At 39.6% G+C, this 15,337-nt stretch carries 10 protein-coding genes; 4 read left to right on the top strand and 6 right to left on the bottom strand.

What is annotated here, in order from left to right:
- The first annotated feature begins 2 nt into the window (after positions 1-2).
- The 4 genes from J7338_RS14390 to J7338_RS14375 all read left to right on the top strand — a co-directional run bounded on the left by J7338_RS14390 (position 3) and on the right by J7338_RS14375 (position 7,817).
- Complete coding sequence (locus J7338_RS14390; protein WP_210797701.1) at positions 3-3,071, top strand: efflux RND transporter permease subunit; 3,069 nt, start codon at positions 3-5, stop codon at positions 3,069-3,071.
- A gap of 311 nt (positions 3,072-3,382) precedes the next feature.
- On the top strand, positions 3,383-5,371 hold the full coding sequence (locus J7338_RS14385; protein ID WP_210797700.1) for a methyl-accepting chemotaxis protein: 1,989 nt from the start codon (positions 3,383-3,385) through the stop codon (positions 5,369-5,371).
- A gap of 26 nt (positions 5,372-5,397) precedes the next feature.
- The gene (locus J7338_RS14380) at positions 5,398-7,074 is read left to right on the top strand and encodes an ABC transporter substrate-binding protein (protein ID WP_210797699.1); all 1,677 of its coding nucleotides are present in this window, start codon (positions 5,398-5,400) and stop codon (positions 7,072-7,074) included.
- Positions 7,071-7,817, top strand: a complete 747-nt coding sequence (locus J7338_RS14375) for a substrate-binding periplasmic protein (protein ID WP_210797698.1) — start codon at positions 7,071-7,073, stop codon at positions 7,815-7,817. Before J7338_RS14380 ends, J7338_RS14375 begins: the two co-directional genes overlap by 4 nt.
- Before the next feature lie 99 nt (positions 7,818-7,916).
- On the opposite strand, the gene rluF is transcribed toward J7338_RS14375, so the two are convergent.
- The 6 genes from rluF to glgC form a co-directional block, all read right to left on the bottom strand.
- Positions 7,917-8,840 carry a 23S rRNA pseudouridine(2604) synthase RluF gene (gene rluF / locus J7338_RS14370; RefSeq protein ID WP_210797697.1) on the bottom strand — a complete coding sequence of 308 codons (924 nt, stop codon included), beginning with the start codon at positions 8,838-8,840 and terminating at the stop codon, positions 7,917-7,919.
- Between the two features lie 79 nt (positions 8,841-8,919).
- A complete protein-coding gene (locus tag J7338_RS14365) occupies positions 8,920-9,981 on the bottom strand; it encodes an ABC transporter substrate-binding protein (protein ID WP_210797696.1) in 1,062 nt (353 codons plus the stop codon).
- 49 nt (positions 9,982-10,030) lie between these two features.
- Positions 10,031-11,110 carry a DUF418 domain-containing protein gene (locus J7338_RS14360; protein ID WP_228732999.1) on the bottom strand — a complete coding sequence of 360 codons (1,080 nt, stop codon included), beginning with the start codon at positions 11,108-11,110 and terminating at the stop codon, positions 10,031-10,033.
- A 20-nt stretch (positions 11,111-11,130) separates the two neighbouring features.
- Positions 11,131-12,342, bottom strand: coding sequence for an EAL and HDOD domain-containing protein (locus tag J7338_RS14355; protein ID WP_210797695.1), 1,212 nt, complete (start codon positions 12,340-12,342; stop codon positions 11,131-11,133).
- Between the two features lie 117 nt (positions 12,343-12,459).
- Complete coding sequence (locus J7338_RS14350) at positions 12,460-14,001, bottom strand: glycogen synthase (RefSeq protein WP_210797694.1); 1,542 nt, start codon at positions 13,999-14,001, stop codon at positions 12,460-12,462.
- 32 nt (positions 14,002-14,033) lie between these two features.
- Complete coding sequence (gene glgC, locus J7338_RS14345; protein ID WP_210797693.1) at positions 14,034-15,335, bottom strand: glucose-1-phosphate adenylyltransferase; 1,302 nt, start codon at positions 15,333-15,335, stop codon at positions 14,034-14,036.
- Positions 15,336-15,337: the final 2 nt, after the last annotated feature.

The raw sequence follows: 15,337 nt of genomic DNA, 5'->3' as shown, positions 1-15,337 counted from the left end.
CAATGAGTTTTGCAGAAATTGCCATTAAACAAAAAGTGGTTAGCTGGATGTTTGCACTGCTGTTATTAATCGGTGGTGCGGTGTCTTATTTTGGCCTTGGACAACTAGAGGATCCAGAGTTCACACTCAAAAAAGCCATGGTGATCACCTTGTACCCCGGTGCGTCACCTCAGCAAGTGGAAGAAGAAGTTACTTTCCCAATAGAAAATGCAATTCAACAATTACCCTACGTTGATTATGTAACCAGTATTTCATCTCCTGGTAAATCCCAAATCACCGTAGAAATGAAAAATACCTATCGTAAACAAGACTTACGACAAATTTGGGATGAGTTGCGCCGTAAGATTAACGATAATGCTGCAACACTGCCCAGCGGCGTTTACCCAAGTACTATCTTGGATGACTTTGGTGATGTATACGGAGTAATGTATGCGGTAACGGGTGATGGCTACTCATACGATGAATTAAAAGATTACGTGGATTTCTTAAAACGTGAGCTGGTGCTCGTTGAGGGGGTCAGTAAAGTGACTGTCAGCGGCGAACAACAAGCGCAAGTAATGGTAGAAATATCAACCCGCAAACTTGCCCAGCTAGGCATTGCACCCAATAGAATTTATCAATTATTACAATCACAAAACACGGTATCGAACGCAGGTAAAGTACGTGTCGGTGATGAATCAATCAGGCTACACCCAACGGGCGAATTTAAAGACGTAAAAGAGCTTGAAAACCTATTGATCTCAAAACCAGGTGCCAGTGAGCTTATTTACTTGGGTGATGTGGCAACGGTATACCGTGAATACGCAGAAGTGCCGAATAATGTAATGCGCTTTAATCAGCAGCAAGCATTAATGGTGGGTATTTCTTTTAGCACGGGCGTTAATGTGGTCGATGTTGGCGATAACATCCACACGCATTTAGCATCACTAGAATACCAGCGTCCTCATGGCATGGAAATAAACACAGTTTATAACCAACCCGTTGAAGTAGAAAAATCAGTCAGTGGCTTTATTGTTAGCTTGCTTGAAGCCGTTGCGATTGTGATCATTGTACTACTCGTATTTATGGGGTTTAAAAGTGGTGTACTGATTGGCGCAATTTTACTACTTACCGTACTCGGTACTTTCATATTCATGAAACTATTTGCCATAGATTTACAACGTATCTCGTTAGGCGCGCTGATCATCGCCTTAGGTATGCTGGTTGATAACGCTATCGTGGTCACCGAAGGTATACTAATAAACCTGAAACGAGGGCAAACAAAAGTCCAAGCTGCGACAAATATTGTACAGCAAACAAAATGGCCTTTACTTGGTGCAACCGTGATTGCGATAACCGCATTTGCACCTATTGGTTTAAGCTCTGATGCCAGTGGAGAGTTTGCGGGTAGTTTATTTTGGGTACTATTTATCTCGTTATTACTGAGCTGGATCACTGCTATTACGCTAACCCCATTCTTTGCTGATTTAATGTTTAAAGAATCTGAGTTAAAAGAGCAAAGTCACGCTGAAGATCCATACCAAGGCATCATATTTAACTGCTATAAAAGCCTATTAAGCACCGCAATGCGTTTTCGTAAAACCACTTTATTGCTGATGGTGGTACTACTTGTCAGTTCCGTGTTTGGTTTCAAGTTTATTAAGCAAGCCTTTTTTCCAGCCTCTAACACCCCGATGTTTTACGTAGATTATTGGCATACGCAAGGCGCTGATATTCACGCGACATTAGATGGCGTTGCCAAACTCGAGGCCTTTTTACAAAAAGATGAACTGGTCGAAGAAGTAACATCAACAATCGGCCAAGGCGCACCGCGCTTTATGTTGACCTACGCGCCCGAAAAATCATACCCCGCCTACGGCCAATTGATCATTCGGGTTAAAGACCGTGAAGCCGTTGCAACCATGATTGCCAAAGTAAGAGACTATGAGCACAGCCATGTTTTTGATGCCAAACTTAAAATTAAACGCATGGAAATTGGCCCATCTACTGATGCAAAGATAGAAGCCCGTTTTTCGGGAGCGGATCCAGTGGTGCTACGACAATTAGCAAAACAAGCCAAACAACTCTTTAGCCAAGATGCGGGAGCGTATAATGTTCGTGATGATTGGCGTGAACGCTCAAAACTTATTCGACCACAATTGAATGAGCAAAAAGCACGACGCTTGGGCATTGCTAAGACAGACTTAGATCAACTGTTGTTAACCAGTTTATCGGGTAAAAAAGTGGGGGTTTATAAAGATGGCACTCAACAATTACCGATCATAGCCCGCTCCCCTGCTGAAGAACGCTTAAATGTTGAAAGCCTGCGTGACTTACAAATCTACAGCCCTGTATTAGGTGTATTTGTGCCCGTTACTCAAGTGGTTGATGACTTTGTTGTTGAATGGGAAGACAGCCTAATAATGCGTCGTGACCGCAAGCGTACCATCACAGTGATGGCCGATCATGATGTCATTGGCGATGAAACACCCGCAAAGCTATTTGCTAGAGTAAGAGCTGGCGTTGAAGCGATTGAGCTTCCCCACGGTTATGAATTGCAATGGGGCGGCGAGTTTGAATCTTCCACTAAAGCGCAAAAAGCTATTTTTGGCTCTTTACCACTGGGCTATTTAGCGATGTTTGCTGTCACTGTGTTGTTATTTAACTCAGTTAAAAAGCCATTAGTGATTTGGGCAACCGTACCTCTTGCCATAATTGGTGTCAGTGCTGGCTTGTTATTAATGAATGCAGCTTTTAGCTTTATGGCACTGCTAGGCTTACTCAGTTTAAGCGGTATGCTTATTAAGAATGGAATTGTGTTAGTAGATCAAATAAACCTAGAACTTAGTGAAGGGAAAGCCCCCTACCAAGCGGTATTTGATTCAGGTGTCAGCCGTGTACGCCCTGTTGCCATGGCAGCCATAACCACTATTTTAGGCATGATCCCATTATTATTTGATGTGTTCTTCCAGTCTATGGCGGTAACAATTATGTTTGGATTAGGCTTTGCAACCGTGCTGACCTTAATCGTAGTGCCAGTGCTTTATACGGTACTATTTAAAATTGAAGTGCCTAAAAGGCAAGATACCTAAGGTTAAATATCACTAAGGAGCACAATGAGTACTCCTTAGTGATATGCTTAGTAGTTAATAGCATACAACTTTATTTAAATTACCGGCTAAGATATGACTGCAACCACTGAAAATAAGCACTAACCTTAATTTAATAGTTATAGCTTGTGTCTACTAGTACTGTTAGCAGATATATAATAAAGCAAACAATACCTAAAACTCACAGAAATGCCCCCTCCCTTAATTGCACCTTAGAGAAAATCCGCTACACTTGGAAATATATTGTAAATATACAATGCTTTGTAAGTATCGGGGCATTTGGAGAGCGTTAAATGATAGTAAAAATAAAATCTATTCTTAGTTTATCTATGCTTTTATTTTTCATAGTATTGATAGTGCTAACTATGACCATACTTAACAAACTTGTTACGCCAAAGCTTATTAAAATTGAGTCTAAATTGGTCGAAAATGAAATATCACAGATCAGTAATTATATACTTCGTGAGTTAGATCAAGTTAAAGCCCAGCAAAGAGCAATCACTCAGTTAACCCCTACTCTGCAAAGCTCTGAAATTGATAAATTACTTCCACATCTTTTAGATCAATACGGCGAGAAGAAAGTGTTCGGCGGCGGAATATGGCCTTTGCCCAATAAACGAGAAAAAGGAAAAATTAAATTCAGCACTTTTTTTCACAGAGATGACCAAGATAAAATGAGTAAAAACACTTATTGGAATTCTACTGAAGCTCCTAACTACTTCGAACAAGTTTGGTACAACAATGGTAGCAATGCACCAAAAGGTGAGTGCGCATGGGCTAAAGCGTATCGTGATGATGCGAGCATAGAAGCAAGAACTAATTGCGCTATGGGTATTTATAATAGCATGGATCTTTATGGCGTAGCGACAATAGATATCACACTCGGTTTCTTTAACATTCTTGCGGAAAATAGTGAAAAAAAATTAAATGCACAAGTCATGATTTTAGAACGCGATGGTACGATTGTCAGTAATTCTAGTGCTATCGACGGATCAATTCTACTTCATAATATTCAAGAATTTCAAGACTCCTCTAGCTTTGCTAGCCAACTCGTAAAAACTCAGTTGTCATCGGTTACTTCATTAATAAATGAATATAACGGTATTAATGATGAGGAACTGACCATACTTATTATGGAAGTTTCTGGTACACCATGGCTTGTGGCTGTAAACATCCCTAGTAGTGCCTTGAGACAACAAACGTCAGCATTAATGAGAATATTGCTCTCAATTCAGATCCCTCTATTGCTTTTATTATTTTTTATTGTCGCCATCGGCGCTTGGAAACTACTTGACAGGTTAGCTAGACTAAAACAAAGCATTGACGAGCTTTCTGCAGGGGAGGCAGATCTAACTCGGCGTTTAAATATTGGCAGAGGTGATGAGATTGATGAGATATCCATCTCAGTTAACCGCTTTATTGAGTACCTTCAATCCATGGTTGCTAATATTTCAGCATCAAGCGATGCTATTACCCAATCATTGAACCAATTGTATTCAGGATCCGAATACAGTAAACAAACATTACTTTCTCATGCTGAGGAAACGGACCAAATAGTGACTGCAATCACCGAAATGAGTGCAACTTCAGACGAAGTGGCGAACAATTCAAACAGCACAGCCGAATTTATAGAAAAAGTTAAAGAACAAGCATTGAGCTCTAAAGGTTTAGTCCGCAAGGCATCCGTCTCGGTTGATGAGTTATTTCAAACTGTGGAGTTAGCGACAAAGGAAGTAACGCAAATGAGCCAACATGTGCAAGACATTACCCCGATCCTAGATGGCATATCAAGCATTGCCGAGCAAACGAATTTACTGGCTTTAAACGCAGCAATAGAATCGGCTCGTGCTGGTGAACAAGGGAGAGGTTTTGCTGTTGTAGCCGATGAAGTCAGAGCCCTTGCAGCTCGAACACAAGAAAGCACAGAGGAAATTAATACGAAACTTAGTCAATTAAATGGTGGAGTAGCCTCGGTGGTCAGCTCTATTGAAAAAACCAGAAGCTGTACAGATATAACTGCCAAGCATACTTCATCCGTTAATCAAGGCTTGGATGATGTTGCTGAAGCAATTAACCACATACATGAACTTAGCTTTCAAATAGCAACAGCAGCAGAGGAGCAAAGTGCCGTCTCCAAGCAGATTGATAGCAGCATGGTCAATATCAGAGAAATCGTGAACACACTTGTTGAGCAAGACGGTACTAATTCACACTCTATGCAATGTTTGACTGATACAAACACACAATTAGTGCATATTATTAAAGGGTTCAAAGTCAAATGAGAATAATCTGGAGGTGTTTAAGAGCGATGGCACCTCTGACGACTGTATTCACCCTCAATGCAGCAGCACTTGAGCATGCTCTTGCAAACAATACGCAAGTTCTATCCCAACACAACGCTGCACTAATTGAATCAGTGCAGCGACAGTTACCACATACTTCTTTAGACAAAAATCAACAGTATGAAGAGTTAGCATGGTTTGTTGCAGCATCTAAATCATTGCGAGGCACGTCCATCCGTGTCGTAGCTGAAGATCTAGCCGTACATAGATACGAAGCGGATATTCTTACAAAATTATTTTATGAGCTAACTGGAATTAGGGTTAACTTTGAGATCACCGAAGAAGACGATTTAGTAAAAAAGCTTCAAGTACAAATGGATATGGGTCTTCATATTTATGATGCATACGTAAACGATGCGGACTTTCTTGGTACTCACTACCGTAGAGGTGTCACAGTTCCAATTTCAGACTACATATCTAACCAGTGGAAACAGTATACCCTTCCAACCTTAGATTTAGCTGACTTCATTGGTACAAAATACACAACGTCACCTAGTGGGGTGCTCTATCAGCTTCCAAGTCAACAATTTGCATCTCTATATTGGTATCGACATGACTGGTTTACCAGAGCCGAATTTAAAGAAAAGTTTATTGCTAAATATGGTTATCCGCTAGGTGTAGCAAAAGATTGGCAAAGCTATGAGGACATTGCAAATTTTTTTACTAACGATATTAAATATATTGATAGCATCAAAGTGTGGGGACACTCTGATTACGGTGGAGCAGACCCCTCAGTTGGTTGGCGGATCTCCGATGGATGGCTGAGTATGGCGGGGGCATCAGATATTGGGTTACCTAATGGCCAACCGGTAGATGACTGGGGAATAAGAGTCGAAGGTTGCCAGCCTGTCGGCGCTTCAGTTGAGCGCGGCGGTGCTTTGAACTCACCTGCCGCAATTTACTCACTAAAAAAGTATTTATCTTGGCTAAAACTATATGCTAACCCAAACACAATAAAAAATAGTTTTAAACACACTGCCATCACTTTAGGTCAAGGAGATGTTGCACAACAAATATTTTTCTATACGGCTTTTGTTCCTGAGCTAATGTCGAGAAGCAAATTAACTTCTCCCGACGGTGAACCTTTATGGAGACTCGCACCATCTCCTGTAAGCTCATATTGGAAAGCAGGGATGAAAAATGGTTATCAAGACATCGGGGCTTGGACGTTCTTAAAAAACACCCCTGAAGAAAAGCTTATTTCTGCATGGCTTTTTGCTCAATTCACCGTATCTAAATCTGTCACTACGGAAAAATTCTTAGTTAGCGGCAGTTTTATTAGACAGACAGATATTCAGAGCGATTTTGTTACAGAAAACGCACCTCGATTTGGTGGTTTAGTTGAATTTTATCGCAGTAAAATTAGTGACTTGTGGACACCAACTGGCACAAATGTACCAGAATATGCCTATCTTGCTAGTGCATGGTGGCAACATATTATCCCTGCTCTGAATAACTTAGTTACCCCCACTGAAGCCATGAATAATTTAGCTCATGAAATTGATGAACGACTTATACAAATTGCCGAAAAATACCCAAATATGGAATGCCCCCCGAAACTAAATAATATCCAAAAAGCCGAACTGTGGTTAAAAACAGATAGTGCACCTTGGCCAAAATTACCCGAGCAATACATAAAATGAATATTATCAGCGCACTCATTCTCACAAGTCATATTATAGCTACAACAATTACTACCCCTAACTCTGACCTCACGACTATTACATTAATAACTTATCCGGTTCCACCATTAGTTAATGTATCCAGTCATCACTCAGTAAATGGATACGCGGTCAATCTAATTAGGCGTTTATTTGAGATAGCTGAAATTAACTATAAAGTAGTCGTCTTTCCCCCTGGACGAGCAATGAAAACGGTCTTATCTTCACCACTGACATGTACATTTCCTATTGAAAGATCTCAGCAGCGCGAAACTGACTTCATTTGGATCAGCCCGATTAGCATCAGTAGATATGGCTTGTACAGTAATAAAAATAAAAATTACAATATACAAACACTTGAAGATGCTAAGGGGTATCGTATAGCCAGTTACATAGGTAGTGGGATCTCGGAATACTTAAGCTCGATGGGACACAATATATATTTAACTCCAAAGCTTGAAATGGGGTTGGGTATGCTTGCTAAAAATCGCGTCAATTTCACAGCTGCAGATATTAGTTTTTCTAGCACTGATAATGGGCTAAACATGAAAGAAAACATTCAATTAGAGCTAGTTTTTTTTACCATGATACGTTCTTTAGCATGTAATAAATCGCTTTCAAAACACCTATATCAAAAGCTGCTAAGAGCTTTGGACGTTTTAATAAAAAATGATGAGTTCAACCAAATTATGAATAATCTCAATACCGACTTAGATGCAAAATAATACAAAAATAAAACGCTTCATACTCCTTTTTATTAAATAAATAACCTGAACTTTATCTCAGCTTCTGTGTTATGGCCCAAGGAGTATTATTTCAGCGTTTTACTTTTTAAGGCTTAATGTGCCTGTGCGCGTGGTGCTATTTCTTCTAGCTGGCTTAGCAGCTGATTGACCATTTTTAGACACAAAACGACCTTGTTTGACATGCTTTGCAAACTCATTCTTTTTATCATTTTCTTTATAAGGCATGCGTGTTTGCTTTAGTTTGCTGGTATTCGTAGGCTGTTTGTTTTCATCCACAGATAACTCTTCTGTTTTACCTGAATCGGCAATCGAATTATTAATTTCTGCCATTTCTTGCTCAGTTAAATGACGCCACTGCCCTATTTTTAAGCCTTTTAATGTAACATTCATAATACGAGTACGCTTTAACGTCACCACTTCGTAGCCTAAATACTCACACATACGGCGAATTTGACGATTCAAACCTTGCGTTAATACAATAGTAAATTGCTGCGAGCCTGTTTGTGTAACTTTGCACTTTTTGGTCACGGTATCTAGAATTGGAATGCCACCAGCCATTTTATTTACAAACTGACGATTTAATGGTTTATCTACTGTTACAACATATTCTTTTTCGTGGTTATTGCCAGCACGTAGGATTTTATTAACGATATCGCCTTCATTGGTTAAAAATATTAACCCCTCTGATGGTCTATCTAGGCGACCAATTGGAAAAATACGGTCAGGGTAGTTAACCGCTTTAACAATATTACTTTGAATTTTACGCTCTGTCGTACAGGTGATGCCAACAGGTTTATTGTAAGCAATGTACGCACGCTTAGGCACATTTTTAAGTGCTTTACCATCAACTAAGACTATATCGCTACTTGCAACCTTTACACCCATTTCCGGACATATACCATTGACAGTAACACGACCATTTTCAATATATTTATCCGCTTCGCGTCGTGAACAAAAACCAGTGTCACTAATAAATTTATTTAATCGTTTTAAATCTGTCATTGTCATTTCATCTTAATTTCAAAGGCCAGTAGTTTAAACTAGTGCCACATTTTTTGCGCGGTTAATTTTGCCTTGTAAGCTAATCTTTGCGTAAATTTTTTACGTTAAACTGGTAGCTTACATTTCCTTTGCTTTGTAACCGATAGCGAGAAAAATCAATAAATGACCAATCCTGCACATCAATCAAATGCTCATACTGCGCAATATTTTTTGCGGTGATCACATCTAAGTCAATTGCGATGGCGGTGTGCCTTTGCCAATAATCAATACCGTCGTGCAAGTCAACTAGCGTTATTAGCGCCCACCCGCCCATCATAAAATGGCCGCCAACGCTTGCGGTGATTTTTCCTTGCTTGATCAAACGTAAATTATCATTTAGCCAATCAAATCCACCAATAATATAATTTTTTTGATCTGCATTTTTTACCGCAGAGTAGGCACCTAACGCCATTAAATCTGACGCGCTCCATATAATATTGGTTTGAGGGTAACGCTGAATGAGCTTGCGGGTTTTTTCCATCGCTTCTGGTTTTGACCAGCTGGCATACACAGTTTGACTCAGTTCAAGCTTATTTTCAGTTAAATACGACTTTAAGCCATCGCTACGGGCATCAGACTCTGAGCCATAGTGGCCATTTATAGCAATAACATGAGGTATTATATTACGTTGTTGAGCACTCGTAATCAGCGTTTGCGCTAATTTTTTACCTGCAATAAAATTGTCGTGATATATCTCTCCTAACCAAAACTTATAATGCTGCTTAGGATCACCGATAGTGTTACGTTCTTCACCGATAATGGTTTGCTCGAGCGTAATAAATTTCACTTTGTATTGCTCTAAAAGGTTCAGTGATTGTTCTGCGCCTCCGGGATAATTAAGCAGTACCACATAATCAGGCGACGCACGATACTGTAAATATTTCTTAAGTTCCGCTAGTTGTATATAGCGGTTTCCCTCACCATAAATCACATCCAAGGCAATGTTATTTTGTTTTGCTGCAACCGTCATGATGTTTTGTACTTTGCCCCAAAAAGGGTCACCTTCAACGGAGGGGTTTACAAAAAGTACTGAAAAAGATTTATCCTGCGCATTTAAATGGAATGTAAAGCCAACTAGAATAATGATCAGAAAATATTTCATATGTGACTCCGACTAAGCTGACTTATTAGAGAGCATAGCCCACTTAAAACTAGCGTGATAACTTTCTCCAAATAAATTCCATTGGACCTTGCTTAAAATAACATGAATAAATCACACTAAAACTAAGTTGAAAAATGACTAAACCACTCACTAATACATAATATTCTAAATGATTAAAACTTAACACCCAGTGTGGATAAAAAACTTTAAACAACAATAACAAGCAAATAGTTTGCATTAAATATAAAGTCAGTGCGAGCCTTCCTACACGCTGAAAAGTGATAAGTTGGAAGTTATATTTTGTTGTCAGCGTCACCACAAAATGAATAATTAGTAGAGCTGTGAATAATGCTGCAAACCAACTTACAGGTTCTTTTAATGCACTAATAAATAAGCTAGATTGATATTCAAAACTGATCCTTATAGCACTCAACAGCAGCGCAATTATCAATACTCTGATCTTGTATAATTTAGTTAAACCAGTCTCAAACAGTTTATTTTTATAGCCATAGATACCGAATAGCATTAATCCTGCTGTCATCCATAAAGTGATCAGCGGAAGCGCAATGAGCATCACGAGAAACATCACACTATTATTGACAAAAATAGCGAATGCAGATCCTCGTGAAGCATTGTAGCTTGCTAAAAAATCAGCCGAATCTCGATATATCGTCAATTTTGGTTCAACTAGGGCGATCAAAAAAGTTATCGCTGCGGCTAATAATAAAAATTGCCAACCGCGTTTTAATAACATCTCGTCACTCGCGTCAAGGTATCTTATAACCAACCAGCCCGCACACGCATAGATAAATAAAATATCACCGGCCCACAACAAAAAGCCGTGTAATAAGCCAAACACGGCTAATATTTTTAAGCGCTTTTTTAATTGCTCAACTTGCTGATAACGTTGCCACTGAATGTATAAACCAGCACCAAATAGTAAGCAAAATAAGCTGCGAAAGCGACCGTCAATGACACTAAGACTCAACCATTGAATAATATGATCAGAAAAAGGTGGGGACTGTAATGGTACATAACCAAATTCAAATAAACCAAAGAAATAGGCATTCATGTACATTAAGCCAAGCACAGCAAGACCACGAATAATATCCATATTTTGGTTACGCATTATTGATAAACTCGACTTATTTAATTGTGCTGATGTGTACTTGACCAGTCTAACGCATCCCGATAAAGCTTAGGCAGTAAATCGCTATTTAGATTAATAAATACAACTGCTTGCTCCATAGCCCACCAACTACCAGATTCATACGCTTTCACTGTTGCAAGGATATAATACAGGGTGTTTTTTTCTTCCATTAAAGCGTCCTTGATTGGTTCTGGGAACGGTAAGCGTATAAGTAATTGCTCCATTGGTCGATCTAATATTGCATCTAACAACGAAAAAAGACCGATTAAAAAGGCGCTATTTGCTTGTGAAGGCGCTATCTTTTTCGCTATCAGCTCACAAAATCGCGCGCGAATAATACACATTTTGATCAACTCGTTAGGTTTCGTTTGTGCAACATGAGCGGTAATAATCAAACTAACAAACTTCTTTATATGATCATGGCCTAAATAAACTAAAGCCTGTTTGAGTGACTCTATTTCTTTTTGGACAGGAAATACACCGCTGTTGATCAATCTTAATAACTTAAATGCTAACGCCGTATCTAATTGAAACAACCGCGAAATCGCATTGATATCAGGATGCTCTTTCATAACTTGTGCATAAAGCGTCAACGCGAGTGCGTAATTTATATTAATGTCTTTTTGTTGAATGACTACCGGCTTGGCAAAAAAGTAACCCTGAAAATAATCAAACCCCATCTGATGAGCTATTTTAAAATCATCGATAGTTTCAATTTTTTCAGCTAGCAACTTTAGCTTTTTATATTTTTGTAGCCTTTTTATTAGCGGTTCAATTTGCTGAAAAGGAGTTATTTGAATATCAAATTTGATTAATTTAACGAGTTTTAAAAACCTTTCCCATTTAGGCTCATATACAAAGTCATCAAGTGCTAACACAAAATTTTTTTGAAATAGCGCACGGCATAGCTGATAGTTTTCTTCAGTCGGCTCAATTGTTTCGAGCAGCTCAAGTACCACATCTTGCGAAGGTAAAAATGCACATAAGTCCATCTTTAAGGAATCAGGACCAATGTTAATCAGTGCTTTTTTACCTGATGTAATATGACGCGTGCCAAAATTAAGCTGATTTTCCATGATCAGTTTTGCTGTTGCGACACTTTCATCAATATCCGGAAAATAATTATCACTGCTATTACGAAACAACAATTCGTAGGCAACAACATGTTGACGACGATTAAATATTGCTTGGCGCGCAACAAATACTTGCACTTTTTCACCCTTAAACTCGACTATTGATGGTTAGTTACAAATAGAAAATAATACTAAGTAACTAAATCATAATGTTATTTCAATCCATTATAGCTAGTAAGATGATAAATAGTAGTATTAATTATAAAGTTTACTGATATAGTCCTTTGCTACGAGAGACCATGTAAAGCGAGTAGCCTTAGCATTACTGACAATTTCATCCCATTGTTTGGGTTGTTTTTGTCTGAGAGTTAGAGTATCGACAAAACACGCTACTAGTGCCTCGCTTTGTGTTTGTAATGTATCACCACTAAAGCTAAAACCATTTTCCAAATGAGTAATAGTGTCTTTTAAACCACCAACTTGGTGTACTAAGCAAGGCTGCCCTACTCGCATAGCAAGCATTTGGCTAATACCACACGGTTCAAAAGAGCTAGGCATCAAGAATAAGTCCCCTAACTCATACAGTAGTTCGCCAACTTTATTACCATAACCCTTTAAAAATAATAGGTTACTATTTCGTGCCATGGCGGCCGTGATAACATTTTCAAGCGCGGTATCACCGGAACCTAAAATAATCATACGCCCTTGCTGATCATTTAACTTTTCACACAATGCATCAAGCACTTGCAGGTTTTCATAGGGTTGGCGCAGTAACAAAGCTTTTTGATCAGTTAGGCGTCCAACACTGGTGACTAAAGGACCTTTAACTGGCTGCTCAATAAACTGCTGTAACCGTTGATGAGCTATATAGTAACTGCTTTGCAAATTGATATCTTTAGCCATCCAAGCAAACAATGCCTGCTCTATCTCAAAGTATAATTGTGATAATATACTGGTTGTTTGCGTATTGTGATCCGTGTACTCACAACCATTTAATATTCCAACGACTTTATTGTTCGTCATCGCATCATTCAAATCCCGCTCTAAGCTTTCACCACCAAAAAAACCATTATGCGGCTGACTGGCTTGCAATACTTCTTGTGCATAGCTTGGAGATACTAAATGTATCTTATCAACTAAATTGATAGCGCTGCGCATCGGATTAAAGCAATGAGGATAACGCGGATCGCATAATATCTCGCCGTTATAACTTAACGCCGGAAACCATGCTTCCAAACTTGAATCATCGCCTTTGAATGGGCGGATCCCTTGCAGTGCAATATTGTGTACTGTAAATACGCTGCGCAAAGAAGAAAAAGATGCAAACCGATGATCAAACTTTAACAATACCGCCACACACGCGCTGTGCCAATCATGCAAATGCAACACATCGGGACGGGTGATCACACCTTGCAATAGCGCTTCACACACTGCAGCATTAAATAATGCAAACTTAGTGGCATCGGTGGCAAAAGGTCGGTCACCATCATCATTACAGTATACAGCGCCATGGTGCTGATTAAATAACGGATGTGATAGAACTAATTGCCTGACTTGCTGCTGATCAACATATACTTGCCACACTTGAACATCATAGATATATCCGGCAAAGGGCACATGGAGCGTGCCTAATTGCACACGCTCTAACGCGGAAAAACCATAATCTGGAATAACCACATCAACGGTTAAGCCAAGCTCCGCTAATGCTTTGGGACAATCTCGTAGTACATCTGCAACACCACCCACTTTGGCATTTGGTAAAGCGTCATTTTCGGCCGCAACCATTAATACATGCATCTTTATCTTACTTCCTACAACTGTATGATATTTTAAGCTAATTGTTTACTCTCACGCTCTTGGCGCTCAAGTTTTTTGGAAAGTTCTGTGAGCATTTCACGGGTCACTAACACAATACCCTTTTTAGATACTCTGAAACCATTTTCTTCGTCTGCTTTGCGATCAAAACCAATTTCAACGCCCGCAGGCACTTCACAACCACGGTCGATAATAGCACGACGAATGCGGCAATTACGTTGAATAATCGCACCCGGTAATATTACCGACTCTTCAATGACGCAGTATGAACGAATATGTACATTAGAAAATAACAGTGATTTACGAACCACCGAACCTGAAATAATACAGCCGCCTGATACGGTTGAATCGACAGCCATGCCGCGTCTGTCATCATTATCAAAAATAAACTTTGCTGGCGGTAGTTGCTCTTGATAGGTCCAAATAGGCCAAGTTGGATCGTATAAATCCAGCTGTGGCTCTGGCATCACCAGCTCCATGTTTGCTTCCCAAAATGAGTCTAGTGTGCCCACATCGCGCCAATAAGGTTGGCCGTCATGACCCGGCTCTCGAAATGGAAAAGCGAATACATTATGCTCCTCAATAATTGCCGGAATGATATCATGGCCAAAGTCACGTCCTGAACCTTCATTCTCTGCGTCTTTTTTTAGCTGTTCAAATAGAAACTCAGTATTAAATATGTAATTCCCCATTGACGCTAAACAAGTTCCAGGACGACCAGGAATTGAACTGGGTATTATCGGTTTTTCGTCAAAACGACGCACTCGTTTTTCTTCATCAACAGTCATCACACCAAACGTCTCTGCGGCTTCTTCGCAAGGAACTTCAATGCAGCACACCGTCATGTCTGCACCTGTTTCTACATGTTTTGCCAATAGGCCGCCGTAATCCATACGGTACACATGATCGCCAGATAAAATCATTACATACTTAGGTAACTCATGACGAATGATATCCATATTTTGAAACACTGCATCGGCTGTGCCGCAATACCATTCTTCACCATAACGCTGTGATGCTGGTAATATCTCTACCGATTCACCCAGTTCTTTTTTAAAGTGGCCCCAAGCGCGGTTTACATGGCGGATCAGTGAGTGCGATTTATACTGTGTGGCAATCCCAACACGACGAATACCTGAATTAATACAGTTTGATAGCGGAAAATCGATAATACGATGCTTGCCACCAAAATAAACCGCAGGTTTGGCCCGCCAATTTGTTAATTCATGTAAGCGTGAACCTCTGCCTCCTGCTAAAATCAGTGCGTAGGTTTCTCGTGTCAGACTACTTATGTAGCGATTTGCATAACTTGGCATAA

This window comes from Pseudoalteromonas ostreae (assembly GCF_018069805.1).
GTDB lineage: Bacteria > Pseudomonadota > Gammaproteobacteria > Enterobacterales > Alteromonadaceae > Pseudoalteromonas > Pseudoalteromonas ostreae.
The sequence above is the reverse complement of the archived record's forward strand: the minus strand, read 5'-3'. Positions and strand labels throughout refer to the sequence as shown.

What these genes read in the sequence shown, in the direction of transcription:
- rluF (WP_210797697.1), bottom strand. Translation starts at nt 8,840, where the DNA reads ATGACAGATTTAAAACGATTAAATAAATTTATTAGTGACACTGGTTTT.
- J7338_RS14350 (WP_210797694.1), bottom strand. Translation starts at nt 14,001, where the DNA reads ATGCATGTATTAATGGTTGCGGCCGAAAATGACGCTTTACCAAATGCC.
- J7338_RS14380 (WP_210797699.1), top strand. Translation starts at nt 5,398, where the DNA reads ATGGCACCTCTGACGACTGTATTCACCCTCAATGCAGCAGCACTTGAG.
- J7338_RS14385 (WP_210797700.1), top strand. Translation starts at nt 3,383, where the DNA reads ATGATAGTAAAAATAAAATCTATTCTTAGTTTATCTATGCTTTTATTT.
- J7338_RS14390 (WP_210797701.1), top strand. Translation starts at nt 3, where the DNA reads ATGAGTTTTGCAGAAATTGCCATTAAACAAAAAGTGGTTAGCTGGATG.
- J7338_RS14365 (WP_210797696.1), bottom strand. Translation starts at nt 9,981, where the DNA reads ATGAAATATTTTCTGATCATTATTCTAGTTGGCTTTACATTCCATTTA.
- J7338_RS14360 (WP_228732999.1), bottom strand. Translation starts at nt 11,110, where the DNA reads ATGCGTAACCAAAATATGGATATTATTCGTGGTCTTGCTGTGCTTGGC.
- glgC (WP_210797693.1), bottom strand. Translation starts at nt 15,335, where the DNA reads ATGCCAAGTTATGCAAATCGCTACATAAGTAGTCTGACACGAGAAACC.
- J7338_RS14375 (WP_210797698.1), top strand. Translation starts at nt 7,071, where the DNA reads ATGAATATTATCAGCGCACTCATTCTCACAAGTCATATTATAGCTACA.